A 21102-nucleotide genomic window follows, 5' to 3' on the forward strand; every position below is an offset into this window, starting at 1 on the left:
GCGGCGGCCGTGCGCGACGGGGTGATCACCGACGAGCATGTGTCGATCGTGAGCAAGTTCTTCAAGGAGCTGTCCGAGGAGGTGGACCTCGAGACCCGCGCGAATGCGGAGGCGCAGTTGGGGACGTTGTCCCGCTCGTTGCGGCCGCGGGAGTTCGAGGCGGCAGCGGATCGGTTGGCGCGGTCGATCGACGAGGACGGCCCGGAGCCGAAGGACAAGAAGGGCAAAGAACGCACGCCGTTCGTGTCGTTCGGAAAGCAGGGCAAGGACGGGTTGACACCGGCACGGGGTCTGCTCGATTCGGAGATGTTGGCGGCGGCGCAGGCGTTGGATGCGAAGTACGGCAAACCCGGAGCGAAAACCACCGACACCGACGACGACAAGGCCGGCAGGAACAAGAGCAACCAGGACAAGAAGCCGGGCGCAGACCTCGAGCTGGACCTCGACGACATGGACGACGACGTCACCGGTGTCGACGGCACGGACGCCGACACCGCGTCCCCCACCCCCGCCGATCCGCCCCGCTGGGATCTGCGTTCCGCCGGTGAGCGTCGCCACGACGCGTTGAAGGTGATCCTGCGCAGCTACCTCGCGTCGGGGCGAGCGGGGAAGCACCGCGGGGTCGCGTGTGCGCCGATCGTGACGATGACGTTGGCGCAGTTGGAGGCGGCGTCGGGGATGGCGCTCACCGCGACGGGGTCGAGCATCGCGGTGCGTGATGCGCTGCGGATGGCGTCGGGTCAGCACGCGTTCCTGCTGCTGCTCGACGAGCACGAACGGCCGTTGTATCTCGGGCGGACCAGGAGGTTGGGCAGCGAGGCCCAGCGGTTGGTGCTCTACGCGACCGAACGAGGCTGCAGTTTCCCTGGCTGCAGCAAACCTGGGGTGTGGTGCCAGGTGCACCACACCGATGAATGGGTGGTCGACGACGGGATGACCGACATCGACACCCTCACCTTGGTGTGCGAGGAGCATCACCGCATCGTCGGGCCGGGGGACAACGACTGGGCGACAACGATTGCCGGCGACGATCACCCCTATCCGGGCCGGACGCTGTGGCACCCACCGAAAGCATGGGACAGTTCTCGGACCGGGCGGGTGAACCATTTCCACCACCCACAAGAGCTGCTGTATCCACCGAAAGAGCAACACTGACAACAACTCCCGCGGGAGAAGTCTGTCTACCCGCCGTCCACCACCATCATCATCGCCGTCGCCCGCGCCCGGTTCTCGATCGAGTCGACGGCAAATCCGAGCTTGGTCGACAGCTTCGTCAGCCGGTGCGCGACGCTGCTGTGATGCAGGTGCAGACGGTCGGCGGCGGCGCGGTAGGTGCCCGACTGCAGGTATGTGCGAAGTGTCGCAACCAGTTCGGAATCCACGTCGGCCACCCGCACGAGGTCCGGGATGCTGTCGCGGCCGATGCCGGGCATCAGCAGGTTCAGTGCGCCGAGATCGACCGCGTCGACGACGGGTCGGATGTCGGACGTTTGGCTCCGGGCGAAGCGGGCGCTGACGATCATGCGGTGAATGTCGCGCGCCGGTGCCGGGAGCGAAATGCCCACGGATGAACCGTCGACAACACCTGGATCGGTGACGATGTGCAGCACCTCCGAGTCCACCGTCACTGCAACCGATGTGCCTGCCGTAGCCACGGTGAGCGGACGATCAGCCACGACGACACGCACCGCCGCGGCCGGATCGATTCCGAGTGCTGCGCAGGACGCGAGTGCTGTCATCGCGTCGGAGGGGAACAACAGGTCGGTGGTGAAGTCCTCCTTCGTCCGAGTTCGGCTCGGTTGCAGAATGATGGCTGTTGTCAACGCCATTCGGTCGACGAGCATGTCATCGAGGGGCAGCGCCGGTCCCTGACGTTCGATCCACACGGCGCCCACGACCACATCGTCGACAACCACGTCCTTGGAGGACGACGGCGGACGGACGGGTTGAGGGGACCACCGCCCGCGCGGATCACATCGCCTGGCCTCGGGCCGCCCCGGAACATCCATGCCGACGACACAATCGGCGAGGGCAGCACTGGCTCGCATCATTGCCGCGGTGTCGGCGCCGTGCCGGATCAGCGCGTCGAAGTAATCGATCACCCGTACCAGGCCCGCGGAGTTCGCATCGAGCTCCGCGAGCCGGTACATCAGTCCTTGCATCTACCGAAGCTACGAGGTGGCAGCGAGCGTGCGCAAGCCTCTCCGGAGCGCATCGAGGGCCTCTGCGTGTCCGCGCACGGAGACCTCCGCCGTAGCGAGCAGCGCGGAGCCGTGGAATGTACCGGGGAATGAGTGCAATTCGACGCTGACGCCCGCCTGCAGCAACCGCACCGCGTAGTCGATGCCCTCGTCGCGCAGTGGGTCCAGCTCCATGGTGCACAGGTACGTGGGCGGCAGACCACTCAGATCGGTGGCGCGAGACGGCGCGCCGTAGCTGGAGACGTTCTGGTCGTCGGGTCCGGAGTAGGAGTCACCGAGGTAGAACTTCCAGGAGTTGATGGCGTTGGGTCGATTCCACATGGGGGTGTCGACGAAGGCAGTCATCGAGGGAGTGGTCAGTCTGTCGTCCAGCTCGGGGATCTCGAGGAGCTGGAACGCTACGGGCACGCCTTCGTCGCGAGCTTTCAGGACCGTGCCGGCCGCGAGCCCGCCGCCGGCACTCTGTCCGCCGACGGCGATGCGGGCGGGGTCGATGCCCAGTTCGTCCGCGTGCGAGTGCACGTACTGTAGGGCCGCGAAGCAGTCGTTCAGCGGGCCGGGGAACGGCGTCTCCGGCGCTAAGCGGTACTCGACGTTGGCAACCGCGAATCCAAGTTCTCTCGCGACGTCGACGCAATAAGGATCGCTGGATTGTGCTGTGCCGATGGCGAATCCACCACCGTGGATCCACACCAGGACCGGGAGCGGTCCGGACGCGTTCTGCGGCGTGATGAAGCGAATCGTGACCTCCGGGTCCCCGTTCAGTCCGGGAACGGCGATCTCACGGAGGTCGACGCCGTCATAGGAAAGGTCGGTCATCATGGCCGCGAGAAGGCCGTCGAAGGTGGTGCGGGCAGCGGGCACGTCCGCGAAATCGAGGCTGGGCAGCATGGTGACCGCGGCAGCGAGTTCGGGATCGAGAGTAGGAAAAGTTGTCATGCGCTCCATCATGCGCGTGAGTGTGTGCTGCGTCACTCGTCGCGTGGAGGGTATTGGGCGCCGACCGTCCGACGGGCGTCGGAATGCGAACGCCCCGCGGCTCGTGCGTGAGCAGCGGGGCATCCGGGGTGTATTCAAGCGACCAGATCAGGTGGCACGGTCCGCGCCTGATCGAGCAGGTCGGCTTCGGACGCTTCCAACGAACTCGAGTTCACGACTGCGGTCCACCATTCTGCGGTCTCGGGTGATTCGTGCCAGACGACGGCCTCCATCAAACCTCCCTTCCTGGAGCGACTCCTTCGGTCCCTCAGCTCGACGAACCCACGTCCAGCTTCTTCGCCTCGGACGACCGCTCGACCTGAATGCGCCGCGGCTTCGCGCGTTCTGCGAGCGGGATGGTCACGGAGAGAACGCCGTTGTCGTAAGCCGCGCTGATGCGTTCGGGATCGACACCCTCGCCGAGGGACAGCTGACGACGGTAGGTGCCGGCGAAACGTTCGGACGTCACCCACGACACTCCTTCGTCTCCGGGAGCAGTGCGATGCGCCGTCAGGGTCAGGGTGCCGTGATCGACGTCGACGTCGATGGAGCCGGGATCCACGCCTGGAAGGTCGGCCGAGAGCACGTAATGGTCGTCGACCTTGTACAGATCCATGGGCATGAACTGGGGAGCGCGAGCGGATCCGGGGGTCGTTCCGAGCAGTCCGGTGGTCAGGGCATCGAGGTCACGGAACGGGTCGAAGCGAAGCACAGCAACACACCTCCTATGTACCTAGTGTGCCCACCCCTTCGGTGGGCAGCCATCTCACTGTGCGGGTCCGAGATTAGCACTCTCCATGCGAGAGTGCCAAGAACTATTTACGACTTATTTTGTTCGATGATGATGCAGGACAGCTGGACTGGGCATTCACCACCGGGCGGCGCCGAACCACAGACCCAGGTGTTCGCGCACACTCTCCGCGGAATCTCCCACCCACGCGACGTGCCCGTCGGGACGCAGCAGCAGCGCCGGCACATCGATGTCCGCACCGGTGTCGACGACAAGATCGACGCGGTCACCCCACCCGTCGACGGTCAGCCGCCCGGTCCGGTCGAGCAGCAGCCCCCGGCCACGATGCATCAGTGAGTAGAGGCGCCCCCGTGTCATCGTGATGTCGCGCAGTCGGCGCCCGACCATCGGATGGTCACCCGGAAAGTCGTACCGGATGTCGATCGCCGTGAGCTTCTCGACGAGGTAGCGATTGACGCCGTCGAGATCCATCAGCTCGGACAGCAGCGAACGAACGGCGCGGGGCCCCGGCTCGAACGACATGATCGCCCGCTGTGCGCGGGTGCCGCTCAGTACGGCAGCCGCGACGGGGTGGCGCTCGACGTGGTAGCTGTCGAGCAGCCCGTCCGGGGCCCACCCGTGGACAGCGGCGGCCAGCTTCCACCCCAGGTTGACGGCGTCCTGCAGACCCAGGTTGAGTCCTTGGCCTCCGACCGGTGGGTGGACGTGTGCGGCGTCGCCCGCGAGGAACACGCGCCCGACGCGGTACTGCTCCGCCAGCCGGGTCGCGTCTCCGAATCTCGAGATCCACCTCGGGGAGTGGACGCCGAAGTCGGTACCCGCGTGCACCCGAAGCTGTCGCGCGAACTCGTCCAGAGTTGTCGGCGTCGAACGGTCTTCGACGACCGTTGCCGCAGGAACGACGATGCGCCAGCGTCCTTCACCGAGAGGTCCTGCACCGAACCACAGGTTGGTCTTGCGGACTTCGGCGGAGATGGCGACGACAGTGTCAGGATCCGCCGTCAGTTCCACTTCGCCCAGCAACGTGTCGTTCGAACTCGGCTCACCGGGGAAGTCGACTCCGAGCAGCTTGCGTACCGTGCCTCGGCCGCCGTCGCACCCGACCACGTACCGAGCGCGCAGCGATGAGCCGTCGGCCATGGCGACCTCGACCCCGTCGTCCTGCTGGTTTAGCCCGTCGACCGCACACCCGCGGCGAAGGTCCACTCCGAGGTCCAGTGCATGTTCGGTCAGCAGTTTCTCGGTCTCCGGCTGTGGAATGCCGAGGACGTACGAATGCGCGGTGTCCAGGTCGGATGGCCACTCCTTCGAGATGCCGGCGAAGAAGCCACCGACGCGGTATTGCTTACCGTGCTCGAGGAACCTGTCCAAAAGCCCTCTCTGGTCTACTATTTCGATGCTGCGCACGTGCAGCCCCAACGACCGAACTTGCCCTGTCGGCTCCCTCAACTTCTCCAGCACGATCACGTCCACGTCGTGCAACCGCAGTTCTGCGGCCAACATCAGTCCGGTCGGCCCGCCGCCGACGATGATCACGTCCGTCATGTGCTCTCCAATTCGATTCCCACCGTGCGGGTTCCGCAGGTCGATTCGAGAGAGTGTGCGCCAGGAAGTGGGTCTTGCCGCAAGACCCCGGGTGCGCTATAAGTTGGAAGGGGAAAGGGATGGTGGCGACGAGGGCCGCAGCCGTTAGGCTCGACGAATGATCTCGAAGTCGTCACCGAGTGCCGTGGGTATCGTTCTCGCCGCAGGGAGTGGTACGCGAGTCGGTGCGAAAGGCAACAAGGCGTACCTTCCGCTGGCGGGCAAGAAAATGGTGTCGTGGACACTTCGGATGCTGTCTGGCGCAAGTGAATTGGACCGTCTGCTGCTCGTGGTGCGTCACGACGAGGTCGATCTCGCTCGCGAGACTGTGACCGCCGACGTTCCCGATATCGAGGTGGAGATCGTCGTGGGCGGACGCTCGCGTCACGAATCGGAGTTCAACGCTCTTACGTTCCTGGCCGATGACATTCGCAGCGGATCGATCGACGTCGTGTTGATTCACGACGCCGCACGCCCCCTCGCCGGGCCGGACATGATGAGCACCGCCGTGTCGGTCGCCCGCGAATTCGGTGGATCCCTGCCGGCTGTTCCAGCGGACGATCTCGTCGAGATCGACGACGGCGCGGTGCGCACCGACGTGCTGGACCGAACGCTGGTGAGAGTGCAGTCACCGCAAGCATTTCGGGCCCCCGAACTGCTGGACGCCTACATCCGGTCGGAGGCGGACGCATTCGAGGGGACGGACACCTCGTCCTGCGTCGAGCACTACACCGATCTGGACGTTCGCACTTTTCCCGGCAGTAGTCGCAACCTCAAAGTCACCTATGCGCATGATGTGGTGCTGGCCGAAAGATTGTTGTCGAGTTAGAGATTGGCAAGGATGGCTTCCGCGAGCGCTGTGTCGCGTGGAGCGCGGATCTCCAGACCGTGGGGGTCACCGTCGACCATGGTGATCGCAATGCCGGTGGTCAGAGCGTGAACGACCTCGTCGGTACCGGCGTCGACCGCCCGGCGCAGAACCGACGTGGTCATTCCTCGCGGAAACTGGATGGAGCGCAGGGTCGACCGGTCCACTGTCGCAACCACACTGCCGTTGTCGTCTACAGATTTGACGCTGTCGACGACGACCAGCGTCGGAACGACCAGCTCGTTGTCGGCCGCCAACGCAGTCAGCACGCGATCGAGTACGGCGCGCGGTGTCAGTGGTCGCAAAAGCTCGTGTACGACAACGTGATCGGCGTCGGCAATGGACTTCAGGCCGGCGCGGAGACAGTCGACCCGCGTCGCGGGTCCATCGACCTCGACCACCTCGACCCCGTCCGGGGCGCAGGCCCTGGCCTCGGCTGCTTGTGTCCGGGCGACCGGCACCACCACGGTGGCGAATCCGCGAGCCATTGCCTCGAGGCAGTGTGCGAGTGGCGGGCGGCCGGAGACGAGGCCGAAGGGGGACCCGGAAGGGACCGGGATCAGCAGCGATCCTTCGTGGCCTGGCATGGACAGATGCTATCCACACGTCGAACAAAGCCGATGCCCGACGGGCAAAAAGCGGCTTCTAGTTGAAAAAACGATCACAGTCAAGGGATCGAGTCGAGCATCTCGATATCAAACGGGGATGAAGTTTGTTACGTTGGCGGGGCATTCTCGGGGTGAGTTTGGCATGACGGAGGCGGGAAAGCCGTCCGGGGGGAACTGTGACCGACTCGATTCAGATCTCTGGTGTCTCGTCGGTGGACGACGATTACCAGGAACCGTTCGATTTGACGACCGCGCAATACGGGATGTGGCTGGCCCAGCAGCTGCACCCGCACTCCACCCACAGCGTGTCGCACTACATGGACATCCGCGGCGACCTGGACTTCGACCTCCTGGTCGAGTCGATGCGCATCGCAGCCGTCGAAACAGGTTCGCTCCTGACGCGCCTCATCGCCCCCGGCGATTCGGAGGACGGGCCGCACACGGTCCGCCAGGTGCTCGAGTTCGCGACCATGCCGGACGAGTTGGAACACGTCGATCTGTCGAACGAGCCGGATCCGATCGCCAGCGCCCGTGCGTGGATGAACGCGGAGTTCACCGCCGAGATCGACATGTACAAGGGACCGCTCTGCCGAACCGCGATTCTGACGGTCGGCCCGCAGCACTACTACTGGTACGCACGGGCCCACCACGTCGTGATCGACGGATTCGGGTCGGCGGTGGTCGCACTGCGGACCGCCGAGGTCTACACCGCTCTGCAGCGCGGAGAGACACCGCCGACGGCGAAGTCGCGTCATCCGCGGGCATTCCTGGAGGCCGAGGCAAAGTACCGCGCGTCGAATCGCATCGACAAGGATCGCGCGTACTGGGCGGACATCTCGTCGGGGCTGCCCGAGCCGGTGTCGTTCTCGGGGCGGTCGGCCGAGCCGTCGTCGTTCAACCATCGGTGCGACAAGACGCTGGATCTGCGGACCGACCGCGCTCTGAACATTGCCGCGGACACGCACGGGACGACGGTCGCAGCTTTGGTCGTCGCGGCGTTCTCGGCCTACCTCGCGCGGGCGACGGACACCGAGGACGTCGTTCTCTCGCTGCCCATGGCAGCACGGGTCACTGCGTGGGCGAGGTCGTCGGCAACCATGACCGCGAACGCCGTTCCCATCGGAGCTCACGTCGGATCGTCCACGACCATCGCCGAACTGGTTGCCGCCGTGGGCAACCGGATCGGCAATGCGCTGCGGCACCAGCTGCTCCCCGCGTCGGAGATCGCCGGTGACCTCCGCGCGTCGGGCGCAACCACGGGTCCGACGATCAACCTCATGCTTTTCGGTGACGAAATCCGTCTGGGCGAACTCGACGCGAGGCTGGACCTGCTGACGTCCGGACCGACGGCCGACATGGCCGTCACCGTGCACACCAACTCGGTCACCGGTCAGATGCGCGTCGACATCGAAGGCAACCCGGCCACCTACGAACTCGCGGACATCGAGTTGCACAGCGGACGGTTCGCACGCTTTCTGCACCATTTCGTGACCCGCCATCCCGACAGTGCGGTCGCGTCGATCGACCTGTTGACCGAGTCCGACCGCCGACTTCTGCTGCAGGAGTGGAACGGTGGCAAATCCGCCGACTTGGCGACGCTCCCGGAGATCTTCGGACGCGGTGTACTGCGGGCTCCCGATCGCCCCGCGATCGTCGACGGTGAAACCGTGGTGGATTACCGCGAGCTCGACCGGCGTTCCAATGCTCTGGCGCGGGCGTTGATCGAACTGGGTGTCGGGCCGGATGTGCCGGTGGCGGTGGTCCTTCCGCGATCACACGCCTCGGTCACCATGGTCTGGGCCATCACCAAAGCGGGCGGGGTGTACGTTCCGATCGACCCGGCTCATCCGGTGGACCGGATCGAGCAGACCCTTCTCGATTGTGGTGCACGCGTGGGTGTCACGACGGGCGATCGGGCGGAATTGCTCTCGGTCGACATCGAATGGATCGACGTCGCCGACGATGCAGTGGCCGCCGATTTCTCGGCGCGTCCTATCACCGATTCCGACCGTCTGCGACCCCTGACTCTGGACAACCTCGCGTACCTGATCTACACCTCGGGAAGCACGGGAGTCCCGAAGGGTGTCGCCGTGACGCACCGCGGTATCGGACCGATCGCCGACGCTGCCATCGAGGCGCACGGCATCACCGTCGGGTCACGTGTGATGCATTTCGTGTCACCGGGTTTCGACGCGTCGGTCCTCGAGATGTTCCTGGCGTTCGGCGCCGGCGGCACGTTGGTCGTCCTCCCCACCGGTGTCTACGGCGGAGACGAACTGGGGGCATTGCTGACCGAACACTGCATCGACGCGGGCTTCATCACCCCGTCCGCGCTCGCCACCGTCTCGCCAAAGGACGGATCCACGCTGGTCGCCATCGGCGTCGGCGGGGACGCGGTTCCTGCTGCCCTGGTCGATGATTGGGCTCCGGGCCGCCGCATGATCGACGTATACGGGCCCACCGAGACGACGGTCGCGGTCACCCTCGGCACCCTCGAAGCGGGGAGAAAGGTCGCGCTCGGCAGACCCATCGACGGTATCCGCGCCTACGTTCTGGACAGCGCCTTGTCGCCGACACCACCCGGGTGCGTGGGTGAGCTCTACATCGGCGGCACCGGGGTCGCCCGGGGTTACCACGACCGCCCGGGTCTGACCGCGGGCCGGTTCGTTGCCGACCCGTTCGGGAACGGCCGCCTGTACCGGACCGGTGATCTCGTCAGATGGACTGCAGCAGGCGAGCTTTCGTACGTCGGTCGCCGCGACCACCAGGTCAAGGTGCGTGGATTCCGCATCGAACTGGGCGAAATCGAAGAAGCGCTGCGGTCCCACGCGTCGGTGTCCGACGCGGTCGTCGTCGTGCAGGGTGAAGGCCTCGCACGCACACTCGTGGGATACGTGGTTCCCGACGCTGACACGACCTTGGATCCGGACGAGGTCACGGCGTCGCTGGTCGGCATTCTTCCGGCGTACATGGTGCCCCACCGGGTGATGGTGCTGGATTCGTTCGAGCTGAATGCCAACGGCAAGGTCGACCGCCGCCGGCTGCCCGTACCGGGTGAGCGAGCAGTCGTCAGCAGCCGCGAACCGCAGACGCCACAAGAGATCGCCGTGGCCTCCGTCTTCGCCTCGGTGCTGGATGTTCCGTCGATTGCGGCGGACGACGACTTCTTCGCGCTCGGCGGAAACTCGTTGCTGGCCACGGTGGTTGCGGCCAGGCTGGCGTCCGACGGTGACTACCGGGTCGGTGTCCGTGACGTGTTCCTGCACTCGAGTGTGGAGCGTCTGGCTGCGGTCCTGAAGGAGGGTGGCGGCGACGAGTCGGGCCCGGTCCCGATCGAGCGCACCGGCCCGCTGCCCACGTCGCCGTCGCAGCGCAGCATGTGGTGGATCGAGCGGTACCAACCGTCCGCGGCCTACCACATCCCGTTGGCCTTGCGGGTCGTCGGCGAATTCTCCGTCGACGCAGTGCATGCCGCGCTGGAGGACGTCGTTCGCCGTCACGAGAGTCTGCGCACGGTTTTCGTCACCGACCCCACGGACGACTCCCCGATGCAGGTCGTACTCGATGCGCCGACGCCGGCGCACCCCTTGCCGTTCGACACCGTCGAGATCGCGGAGACGGACGACAGCGCGATTCGTTCGGCCCTGGCAGAGACGGCGTCTCGACCGTTCGATCTGGAACGCGACCTTCCTCTGCGCGCACGGGTTGTCTCGATTCCCTCGAAGAACGAACACATCGTTGCCCTCGTGCTGCACCACATCTGCGTCGACGGGTGGTCGCTGGGTGTGTTGGCCGCCGACATCGCCGACGCGTATCGAGCACGTCTCGGGGGCACCGCACCGACGGCCGAACCGTCGGTCATCCAGTACGCCGACGCCGTCGTGTGGCAGCAGGGCACCCTCGGAAAGGCAACGGACACCGGTTCGGCCGCGAGTTCGCTCACCTCGTGGTGGTCCGACACTCTCGCGGACCTGCCGGATACCCGCCCACCCGGAACCAATCGCGCACGGCCCAGCGTTCCCTCGGGCCGAGGGGGCACCGTCACGGCAGTGCTGGGCGCCGAATTAAGCACTGCTCTGGACGGTTTGGCGACCGGCACCGGCGCCACGGAATTCATGGTCGTGCACGCGGCGTTGGCTCTCGTGTTGCGGCGCTTGGGTTCCGGGGACGACATCGTCATCGGCACTGCCGTCGCGGGGCGCGGTCATCGTGACCTCGACCGCGTCGTCGGCATGTTCGTCAACTCGGTCGTTCTTCGGACCGCCGTGGACCCGACGCACTCGGTACGAGAGCACCTGCTCAGTGTGCGGAGCGCCGACATCGAGGCACTCTCGCACGCGTCGATGCCGTTCGACACTCTCGTCGAGCAACTCGACCCGGTTCGTCTGCCCGGGCGGCATCCGCTGTTCCAGGTCATGCTGACCAATCGCTCCACGCCCGACGTGTCGGTGGAGATCGGCGGAGGCACGGTCAGCGCGTACGGCATCGAACTACCCGTCACCAAGTACGACCTCGAACTGATCCTCGATCATCCGTCGGGACGGCCGGAGGAAACGGGCATCGTGCTCACCTACTCGGAGGATCTGTACGACGAGGCAACGGCCCGCACGATTTTGCGCCGACTCACCGCGGTTCTGGAGCAGATGGTTGCGGACCCGGAACGGCAGATCGACCACGTCGACGTGCTCGTACCCGACGAGCGTTCGTTGCTGACACCGATGACGAGCGGCAGGCCGGAGCCACGCGCAGTGGACATCGATCGCGCGCTGTCGGAAGCGGTGCGGCATGCCCCGGACGTGCCGGCGATCGTCGAGGGCGAGCGGTCGGCAACTTACGAGGATCTCGACGATCTGGTGGGCCGCGGCGCCGTGCATCTCCTCGGCCGCGGCGTCGGCCCCGAGGTCCGTGTCGTCGGTGCCCTGCCGAGATCGCTGGAGTCGGTTCTCTGCGTGCTCGCGGTGTCCCGCGCGGGAGGGGTGTACGTCCCGGTCGATCCCGCCTACCCACAGGACCGACGCGACTTCATGGTCCGTGACAGCGGCGCCGTCGTCGGTCTTACTCACCTGCCGGTGGACGAGTCGGACACCTTCTGGTGGTCGTTGGAGGATCTGTTCGCGGGCGACGAGGACACCGCTGGGTTCGTGTTCCCGGAGGTTCCGTCGGCGTGCGCGCAATACGTGATCTACACGTCGGGCACGACCGGGACACCGAAGGGCGTCGAGGTCTCGCGCCAGGCATTTGCCGACGCCGGTGACGAACTGGTCCGCGCGTTCGACGCGACTCCCGACGCACGCGTATTGGGTTTTGCATCACCGAGTTTCGACGCCTCGATGCTGGAGATCGCGTTGGCGATCCGATCGGGCGGCACCCTGGTCGTCACCCCGGCGGGCATCGTCGGCGGTGCCGAGCTGGAGGCGGTCGTCGACGTCGACGAAGTGACGCACTGCTTCCTGACACCGTCGGTGCTGGCGACTCTCGACCTGTCCGGCGCAGCCCTGGCGTCGATGTCCACCATCGGTATCGGCGGGGAGAACTTCGGGGCGGATTTGCTCTCTGCTGCAGCGGGGCAGCCGGGTCGGCGCATCGTCAATGTGTACGGTCCGACTGAGTCGACCATCAGCACCCACCTTCCCGTTCTCGACCCGGCCCGCGACGTGTCGATCGGACTACCGGTTGCGGGTGTTCGGGCCACCGTGCTCGACGCCAGACTCCTGCCGGCGCCTACAGGCGTGGTCGGCGAATTACACCTTGCCGGTGGGCAACTCGCCCGTGGATACGTCGACCGGCCGGGCCTCACGGCCTCGCGCTTCGTGGCGGATCCTTTTGGACCGGCTGGGTCTCGGATGTACCGCACGGGCGACCTCGCATACGTCGACTTCGGCTACCTCGACGGCGTCCCGTCCCCGACGGTCAAGATTGTGGGCCGCAGCGATTTCCAGGTCAAGATCCGCGGCCTCCGGATCGAGCTGGGAGAGATCGACGCGGTACTGGCCTCGGCGCCGAACGTAGATCTGACTGTGACAGTGACGGTGTCGACTCCGTCGGGCGAGACGGTGCTGGTGTCCTACGTGCACGCAGACGGGCCGGTCGATCCGGACGAACTGACAGCGATGACCCGCGAACGGTTGCCCCGCCATATGGTGCCGGCGCGCATCGTCGTTCTCGACACGATCCCGCTGACGCCGGTGGGCAAACTGGATCGGCGTGCCCTGCCGGCACCGCAGTTCGACGCGATGAGCGAGGGCGACGCACCTCGAACCGAGCTTGAATCGGTTCTGGCGCTCATTCTTTCCGATGTCGTCGACGTCGAGAACCCGGGAGTTTCGTCCGACTTCTTCGCGCTCGGTGGCACCTCCCTGTCCGCCACCAGGTACGCGTCGCGCATCGGGGAACGGGTGGGCACGCACGTGCCGGTCCGCGCGATCTTCGACAACGCCACGATCGCGGAACTGGCCGCCTACATCGGTGAACTGCCTGCCCGGACCGACGACGTGGTCACCGAATCGCATTGGCTCACCGACGAACTGCTGCAGCGAACACGGGCCTCCCGCGTGGATCCGGTGGGACTGTCCCCGCAGCAGCAGGGTATGTGGATATCGAGCCGAATTGCTGCGACAGCAACGGCGTACACGATCGTCGCGGGGTTGCGGATCTCCGGCACGTTCGACGCACAACTTCTCGCCGCCGCGCTGCAGGACGTGGTCGACCGGCACGAATCGTTGCGAACCACTTATCCGTCGACAGCGACCGGTCCTGTGCAGCGGGTGTGGACGGACCGCACGGTCCCGGTCGAGGTCGTCGATGCGCGTGGGGGCGAGACCGTCACAACCGCAGATCTTTTCGACATCGTGGCGTCAACACCCTTCGATCTCCAGGTCGATCTACCGGTGCGCGCCCGAGTGGTGCGCACGGCGGACGACGAGCACCTCCTCGCTCTGGCCGTCCACCACATCGCTGCGGACGGCGAGTCCGTCGGCCCGCTGTCGCGTGATCTTCTGTTCGCCTACGCATCTCGTGAGAGTGGGCAGGCGCCGCTCTGGCCGAATGAGCCACTGCAGTACGCGGACTACCACCTCGCGCTGGACGCGGCGATGGCCGACGGTCCGGGCGTCGCGGGTCTCGAATACTGGACGCGCGTACTGGCAGATTCCCCCATCGAACACGCTGTGACACTGGATATGCCGCGGCCCGCTGTGGCCACCGGGCGGGCCGACACCGTGCGGGTGCCCATGTCGGCCGACCTGCGTGCGAGGATCGCAACCCTTGCTCGCGAGCACCGTTCCTCGGACTTCATGGTGGTACACGCGGCGCTGGCGACGCTTCTCGGCGGATCCGAGGACACCGCCGACGTCGTGATCGGTACTCCCCACTCCGGACGCGGCGGCACTGCGGTGGATTCGATGGTGGGCATGGCGGTGAACACGCTTGCGTTGCGCACCACGGTGTCCGGGGCGGCCACGTTCGCCGACACGCTGGAGAGCGTGCGTGAGACCGATCTGGATGCGTTCGACCACGCCTTGGTGCCGTTCGATGCAGTCGTCTCCGCACTGGGGCAACCGCGCCAGGCGGCCCGCCACCCCATCGTGCAAATCGTTCTGACGGTGCAGGATTCGCCTCCGCTGTCGATCGACGCCGGTGACCGCTCGATCGTGGCCATCGACGCGCCGATCACCAAGTCGGCGTTCGACCTGGTGGTGTCGATCCTCCCCGATGACGACGGCAGCGCCGCCGTTCGAATCACCTTCGCCCGAGACCTGTTCCTGCCCAGCACGGCTCGCGACATCGCGGAGCGGCTGGTCCAGGTACTGGACCGGGTGACCACGGCGCCCACCCTGACGCTTGCGGAACTGGCAGAACCGGTGCGGCCGGTGCCGGTCCTGCTGCCGGATCTGTTCGACCGTGCTGTGGCCGCGAATTCCGATGCGGTCGCCGTGTCCGCTGCCGACGGGGTGGCGACGTATCGCGACCTGGACCGGTCGACGGCCCGTCTCGCACGCCGACTACGACTCGCCGGCGCCGGTCCCGGAACCACGGTGGCGCTGGCTGCGCAGCGTTCACTCGCGTCCGTGACCGCGTTCTGGGCGATCGCGCGGACCGGAGCAAGCGTGCTCCCGTTGGACCCCGGATACCCTGTCGAGCGGCTGGCCTACATTCTGGACGACGCCGCACCGGTTCTGGGTCTGACGGACGGCTCCGGGTCCGCCGCGCCACGAAAGTCGTTGACGTGGTTGACGATCGACGACGACATCGATGTTGCCGGTCCCGAACAGGACATCGTGTGTGCCCATGCGGACGACCTCGCATATGTCGTCTACACCTCCGGAACCACCGGACGTCCCAAGCCCGTCGGGGTGCCCCACCGCGGCCTCGAAAGCTTCGCTGTATCGCTGGGTCTGGAGTTCGACACGGACGGCCGCTCGCGCGTACTCCACGTCGCATCACCGGGATTCGACGCCGCGATCCTGGAAATGCTTCTCGTCGTCGTGCGCGGCTCCACGTGCGTGGTCGCACCGTCCTCCGTCTACGCCGGTGACCGACTCGGCGAACTGATCGGTCGTGAACGCGTCACCACGATGTTCATCACCCCGGCCGCACTGACCACGCTGTCGCCGGACGCGCTGGCGGCGGTCACCGCGATCGGTACCGGCGGAGATGCATTGACCGCGCCGGTCCTCGAGAAGTGGGCATTCGGCCGTCGTTTCGTGAATGCCTACGGGCCCAGCGAATCGACCGTTGCCGCCACGATGGGCGTGCAGCAGGTATCGACGCCACCGCACATCGGTCGCGCGCTGCCCGGCACCAGGACGGACGTTCTCGATTCGGCGCTCGGCGCAGCGGACGCCGGCGAGCTCTACCTGGCCGGCGTCGGTCTGGCTCGCGGCTACCTCGGACGGCCGTCGCTCACGGCCGCTCGGTTCGTCGCAGATCCGCGCGGAAAAGCTGGATCACGGATGTACCGCACAGGCGATCTCGTCCAGGCGGTGGACGGCGCTCTGCGGATCGTCGGACGTTCCGACTCGCAAACCAAGATCCGCGGGATCAGGGTCGAACCGGCCGAGGTCGAAGCCGTCCTGGCCGCGCAGCCGAACGTGGAAGCCGCCGCAGTGATCGTGGAGAGTACCGGCGACGGCCCCTCGCTGTCCGCGCACGTCACCACCGACGGGTCCGTCGACGCGGACGGAATTCGGCGGGCGGTGTCCGCGGTCCTACCGCGCCACCTCGTCCCGTCTCGGATCGTCGTCCACGACCGTCTGCCTCTCACGGCGCACGGCAAGGTCGACCGTGTCGCTTTGAACAGCATCGACACGCCTGAGCCGGTGGCCGCCCTAGCGCTCGATGGCACCACGGTCGACGCCGTCCGTACCGCGTTTGCCGCGGTGCTCGACATACCCGTCGAGACGGTGACACCCACCTCCGATTTCTTCGCGATCGGCGGCAACTCGCTTGCGGCAGTGCGGGTCATGGACATGGTGCGCGATCGTGTGTCCGACGACGTACGCGAACAGGTCGACGTCACCTGGTTCTTCGACGCGGCCACTCCTGCCGCCATCGCGGGACGACTCGACGGGGTCGAGGGCGGGGAGACACCGACGGTTCTCGCTCGGCCGCGATCCCCCTTCGACATCGTCGTGCCGTTGCGGGTGGGGTCGCCCGATCGCCCGCCGTTGATCTGTATCCACCCCGCGATCGGCCTGGTGTGGAGCTACACCGGGTTGCTGCCGTTCCTGGACCCCAGCACGCCGGTGGTCGGTCTGCAGGCGCGCGGCATCGCGACGACAGCACCCGCGCCGGAATCGGTGCGCGAAATGGCACGCGACTACGTCAACGCCGTCCGGACCGAGTATCCGAGCGGTCCCTACCGCCTGATGGGCTGGTCGCTCGGCGGACTGATCGCGCAGGCCATGGCGGTCGAATTCGAAAGAGTGGGCGAGAGTGTGGAATTGATCGTGTTGGACGCCTACCCGCTGTTCGACCACGGGCAGGCCGGAGGCCGGTCGGACCTCGAGGCGGCACCGCGGCAGGAGATGTCGGTGGCGGACCTCGTCCGGGAGTTCGTTCTGGATATGGACGTCGACGACGATCTGACCGTCGACCAGGCCATCGCGCTGGTGCGTGAGCAGGGTGGTCCCGCCACCCTGCTCGACGACGACCAGATCCGCCGATTGTACGACCGGTATCGACTGTTCGTCCGGCTCGGGTACGAACACGAGCCCGAGTTCTTCGGCGGTGACCTCACCTTCTTCTCGGCGTCGCACTTCACGGGTGAGCAACGTTCGCCGTGGGAATGGCGCACGTTCGTCGGCGGAAGCATCACCGATCATCCGGTACCCCACACGCACAACGAAATGGGTACGCCGCAGGCCCTCGCCGAGGTTGCGCGTCGAATCGAATCACGGACTCTCGCAGCGATATCGGACCGGGTCAGATGAGCGAAACCGTCGTCGAGATTCGCGATCTCGTCAAGGAGTACGTGGGACGCAAGGGCAACCACCTCGCGTTGAGCGGGGTCGACCTGACCGTGTCCGCCGGCACGGTGACCGCGGTTCTCGGCCCGAACGGCGCCGGCAAGACCACCGCGGTCCGCATCATCGCCACCCTCGCCGCTCCCACCAGCGGGTCGGTCACGGTGGCCGGTATCGACGTCACCGCAGACCCGCGGGCGGTGCGCGGTCTGATCGGTCTGTCCGGTCAGTACGCGGCCGTCGACGGGCGGCTCACCGGGTACGAGAACCTGCGCATGCTGGGCCGGCTGTACGGGCTCGGCGGGTCCGGTGCACGAGCGCGGGCGAAGGAACTGCTGCAGATGTTCCAGCTCGAGGATGCTGCGGGACGGGCGTCGTCGACGTACTCGGGCGGTATGCGTCGCCGTCTGGACCTCGCGGGCGCTCTCGTGGCCCGCCCGCCCCTGGTCATCCTCGACGAACCGACCACCGGACTCGATCCACGCAGCCGAGGCGAATTGTGGGGCGTCGTCGAGGAGCTGACGAAGGACGGCACTGCGGTGCTGCTCACGACGCAGTACCTCGACGAGGCGGAGCGCCTCGCCGACGACGTGGTGGTGTTCGACAAGGGTCGTGTCGTCGCCACCGGAACCCCCGCCGAGTTGAAGTCGCGCCTACGGGTGCCCACTGCGCACGTGCAGGTTCTCGATCCGGGTAATCTGCGAGTTGCGTACGAGCTGTTGGCGCGCATGAACTTTCGTACCCATCCAGATACCGTTCGGCAGGGATGGTTCGCTGCGGATGCGCCGTACGGTTCGCGTTCGCTGATGCTCATTCTTTCGCGCTTGCACGGCACCGGAATCGAGGTCAACGATGCGCACGTCAGTTCTCCGAACCTGGATGACGTGTTCTTCGATCTGACCGGTGAAGTGAAGCCGGAAACGGCTCCGAACAAACCGGCGAGCGCGACGCCCCTCGACGTCGCCGTGGTCAAAGGTGCTGCACGCGAACGCTTTGGAAAGAGGTTGCAATGACCGCCGTCATGTCCTCACCCCGCCCGGTTCGTCGCGAGGGAGTCGGCAGCTTCCTCGTGGACTGCGCAACCATGACGCAGCGAAACCTGCTGATCATCGTGCGGGTTCCGCAGTTGCTCCTCGGCGCGACGGTGCAACCGCTGATGTTCGTCCTGCTGTTCTCTTACGTGTTCGGTGGGGCTCTCGGCGGCAGTGCGTACCGCCAGTTCCTGATGGGCGGAATCTTCACCCAGACAGTGGTGTTCAGTGCGGGCTTCACGGCCATCGGACTCGCAACCGACAGCCGTGAGGGGATCGTCGAGCGCTTTCACTCGCTGCCAATGTCGCGTCTGGCAATAGTGTTGGGACGCACCATCACCGATGCGCTGGTGTCCGTGGTGAGCATCGGCGTCATGGTCGGTGCGGGATATGTTGTCGGGTGGCGCATCAACGGGTCGTTCGGTGCCGCGATCGGCGCTGTCGCTCTGCTGGTGTTCTTCGGCTTCGCCATGTCGTGGATGGGAGCGGTGGTCGGATTGATCTCCGCCACTGCAGAGAGCGCGCAGAGCGTGCTGATGATCATCGTGTTCCCGCTGACGTTCATCTCGTCGGCGTTCATTCCGTCGGCAACGCTCCCCGGCCCGCTTCGTTTCATCGCGCAGTGGAATCCGGTGACCTCGGTGGCCCGCGCCACGCGTGAGGCGTTCGGAAATCCCACGGCCCCCTCGGCGTTGGTCGCAGAACCGGTGACGTGGGCGTCGCAGAATCCTTTTGTGTACTCGATAGTCATCTCGATCCTGTTGCTTGCGGTATTCGTGCCCTTGACGCTGAAGGTGTCGGACGCGCGGAGCTGACGGGAGGGGCATCGGATGTACCGATACTGCGCGTACCTTGCCACGACCGCGCACGGTCCGCCCACACTCAGGAGTGCTCGTGAATAGGACTTCTTTCATCGACCTGTGGCGAGCGTCAGTAGTACCAGTGGGGGCATGGGTGGCCTGCGGAGGCTACGTCCTGCTGCTGGTTGCGGAAATCGTTGCGGAGGTCAAGGAAGGAAGCGTTTCCGCCAAAGAGTTCTTGACGGGTGCGCTCAACATCGCGTTCTGGTGGGCATTCGCGCTCATGTTGGTAGGTTGGCTCGTTGTTGTGATTGTCGCTTTCGCTTTGGCCGCGGTTCGTTACCTCATTGTCAGATACCTCTGAATCGCCCAACCTCGAGATCCCCCGGTCCGAAGTGCTGCACTAGCGGGAACGGATCGTAGAAGTGGTGAAGGAGCGCATGTTCGACGATCATTCGCGCAGTATGGCGTACCCTCCGCCGTGTGACGTCTGAGCGAAGGTCGGCCGCTTTGTTCGACTACGACGCGGAGTTGCGGCTCCACAACGAATTGCTGCGCGCCGCCGCCGCAGTGCGACCGGGTGACCGAGTGCTCGACATAGGTTGTGGCACAGGACAGACAACCCGCGAAGCTGCGAAGCTAGCCACGACGGTTCTCGGTGTCGATGTTTCGGCGCAGATGCTCGAACGTGCAATCCATCTCAGTGAGGCTGACCTGAACAATGTCACTTACCTGTTGGCGGACGCTCAGACCCACACGTTTCCGGAATCGTACTTCGACCTCGCAATAAGCCGGTTCGGGGTGATGTTCTTCGCCGACCCGACAGCTGCCTTCACCAACATCGCGCGCGCTTTACGACCGGGTGCGCGAATCTGCTTCATGGTGTGGCAAGGCTACGAACGCAACGAGTGGGCCTCTTCCATCCACGACGCTATCGGTGCGCCTCGCAGCGGCGGCCCCGACCCGTTCTCTCTCGCCGATCCGATTGCTACGGAACAGATTCTCACGGCCAGCGGTTTTGTCGACGTCACCTTCACCGAGGTCGACCGACCTGTCTACTACGGCTCGGACAGCTCTGCTGCGCTCGAAGCCATCTCAGGTCTGTGGGGCGTCGACGACGAGCACGGGCGGTTGCGCTCAACCCTTGCCGCTCACGAAACCGACGCGGGCGTGCACTTCGGATCACGTGCGTGGATCATCGGCGGATCGTTGCCTGATCCGCTCCGACACTGACACATTGGCCACCAAGGAGGTCTCTCATGCGCACCATCGCGTCAGGAATGTTCATGTCGCTGGACGGCGTCGTCCAGGCCGACGACGACTGGCAGTTCGCCTACTTCGACGACGAGTTGTTCGCCTCGATCACCGCCGCATGGGACGGCGCCGACACGGCGGTGATGGGACGGCGGTCCTACGAGGGCTATCGCTCACTCCGAGAACATCATCTGGATTCACCGATGCTGGGCTTCCTCGACGGTGTCGACCGCTACGTCCTGTCGACCACCATGAGCGACCCGCAGTGGCCGGGGACCACGGTGCTGTCCACCGACCCGTTCGCCCGACTGGAGGAGCTGCGGAACCATTCGGGCGCAGACATTCTGGTGGCCGGTAGCCCATCCGTGGTGCGAGAACTGTTGGTCCGAAAGATGTTGGATCAGCTGAACGTCACCGTGCTTCCCATCGTGGTCGGTCACGGTGATCGGCTGTTCCCCGAATCGTCGGATGGTCTTTTCGACCGGCTCAGGCTGGAACTGCACTCGAGTCGAGTCCTGGGCAGTGGTGCCATCGAATCGAGCTACCGGCCTGTCCGCTGACACA

General features: G+C 65.8%; 14 protein-coding genes. 8 read left to right on the forward strand and 6 right to left on the reverse strand.

Annotated features, from left to right (window positions below; translation table 11 throughout):
- Positions 1-1155: HNH endonuclease signature motif containing protein (locus IEW02_RS17580; protein WP_188546200.1), on the forward strand; the 1155-nt coding region annotated here is incomplete at its 5' end.
- Positions 1156-1181: 26 nt separating this feature from the next.
- On the opposite strand, the gene IEW02_RS17585 is transcribed toward IEW02_RS17580, so the two are convergent.
- The 5 genes from IEW02_RS17585 to rox all read right to left on the reverse strand — a co-directional run bounded on the left by IEW02_RS17585 (position 1182) and on the right by rox (position 5475).
- A complete protein-coding gene (locus IEW02_RS17585) occupies positions 1182-2162 on the reverse strand; it encodes a helix-turn-helix domain-containing protein (protein ID WP_229746132.1) in 981 nt (326 codons plus the stop codon).
- Positions 2163-2171: 9 nt separating this feature from the next.
- Positions 2172-3140 (reverse strand): alpha/beta hydrolase, encoded by a 969-nt coding sequence (locus tag IEW02_RS17590; RefSeq protein ID WP_188546201.1) that lies wholly within the window; start codon positions 3138-3140, stop codon positions 2172-2174.
- A gap of 134 nt (positions 3141-3274) precedes the next feature.
- Complete coding sequence (locus IEW02_RS17595; RefSeq protein WP_188546202.1) at positions 3275-3412, reverse strand: hypothetical protein; 138 nt, start codon at positions 3410-3412, stop codon at positions 3275-3277.
- Positions 3413-3447: 35 nt separating this feature from the next.
- A complete protein-coding gene (locus IEW02_RS17600; protein ID WP_188546203.1) occupies positions 3448-3891 on the reverse strand; it encodes an Hsp20/alpha crystallin family protein in 444 nt (147 codons plus the stop codon).
- A gap of 156 nt (positions 3892-4047) precedes the next feature.
- Positions 4048-5475: a rifampin monooxygenase gene (gene rox / locus IEW02_RS17605; RefSeq protein ID WP_188546204.1), complete on the reverse strand. Its 1428-nt coding sequence runs from the start codon at positions 5473-5475 to the stop codon at positions 4048-4050.
- A 157-nt stretch (positions 5476-5632) separates the two neighbouring features.
- Here rox and IEW02_RS17610 point away from each other — a divergent pair, with 157 nt between their 5' ends.
- Positions 5633-6343 (forward strand): IspD/TarI family cytidylyltransferase, encoded by a 711-nt coding sequence (locus IEW02_RS17610; protein WP_188546205.1) that lies wholly within the window; start codon positions 5633-5635, stop codon positions 6341-6343.
- On the opposite strand, the gene IEW02_RS17615 is transcribed toward IEW02_RS17610, so the two are convergent.
- Positions 6340-6969 (reverse strand): IspD/TarI family cytidylyltransferase, encoded by a 630-nt coding sequence (locus IEW02_RS17615; protein WP_188546206.1) that lies wholly within the window; start codon positions 6967-6969, stop codon positions 6340-6342. The genes IEW02_RS17610 and IEW02_RS17615 overlap by 4 nt on opposite strands.
- Before the next feature lie 197 nt (positions 6970-7166).
- On the opposite strand from IEW02_RS17615, the gene IEW02_RS17620 reads away from it, so the two are divergent.
- The 6 genes from IEW02_RS17620 (at position 7167) to IEW02_RS17645 (ending at position 21098) form a co-directional block, all read left to right on the forward strand.
- A complete protein-coding gene (locus IEW02_RS17620) occupies positions 7167-17420 on the forward strand; it encodes a non-ribosomal peptide synthetase (protein WP_188546207.1) in 10254 nt (3417 codons plus the stop codon).
- On the forward strand, positions 17417-18466 hold the full coding sequence (locus IEW02_RS17625) for an ABC transporter ATP-binding protein (protein ID WP_188546208.1): 1050 nt from the start codon (positions 17417-17419) through the stop codon (positions 18464-18466). The genes IEW02_RS17620 and IEW02_RS17625 overlap by 4 nt, the downstream gene beginning before the upstream one ends.
- The gene (locus IEW02_RS17630) at positions 18463-19299 is read left to right on the forward strand and encodes an ABC transporter permease (protein WP_188546209.1); all 837 of its coding nucleotides are present in this window, start codon (positions 18463-18465) and stop codon (positions 19297-19299) included. The genes IEW02_RS17625 and IEW02_RS17630 overlap by 4 nt, the downstream gene beginning before the upstream one ends.
- Before the next feature lie 79 nt (positions 19300-19378).
- Positions 19379-19648, forward strand: coding sequence for a hypothetical protein (locus IEW02_RS17635; RefSeq protein ID WP_188546210.1), 270 nt, complete (start codon positions 19379-19381; stop codon positions 19646-19648).
- Positions 19649-19767: 119 nt separating this feature from the next.
- On the forward strand, positions 19768-20517 hold the full coding sequence (locus IEW02_RS17640; protein ID WP_188546211.1) for a class I SAM-dependent methyltransferase: 750 nt from the start codon (positions 19768-19770) through the stop codon (positions 20515-20517).
- A gap of 26 nt (positions 20518-20543) precedes the next feature.
- Positions 20544-21098 carry a dihydrofolate reductase family protein gene (locus tag IEW02_RS17645; RefSeq protein WP_188546212.1) on the forward strand — a complete coding sequence of 185 codons (555 nt, stop codon included), beginning with the start codon at positions 20544-20546 and terminating at the stop codon, positions 21096-21098.
- Positions 21099-21102: the final 4 nt, after the last annotated feature.

It is taken from the genome of Rhodococcoides trifolii (assembly GCF_014635345.1).
Taxonomy (GTDB): Bacteria; Actinomycetota; Actinomycetes; order Mycobacteriales; family Mycobacteriaceae; genus Rhodococcoides; species Rhodococcoides trifolii.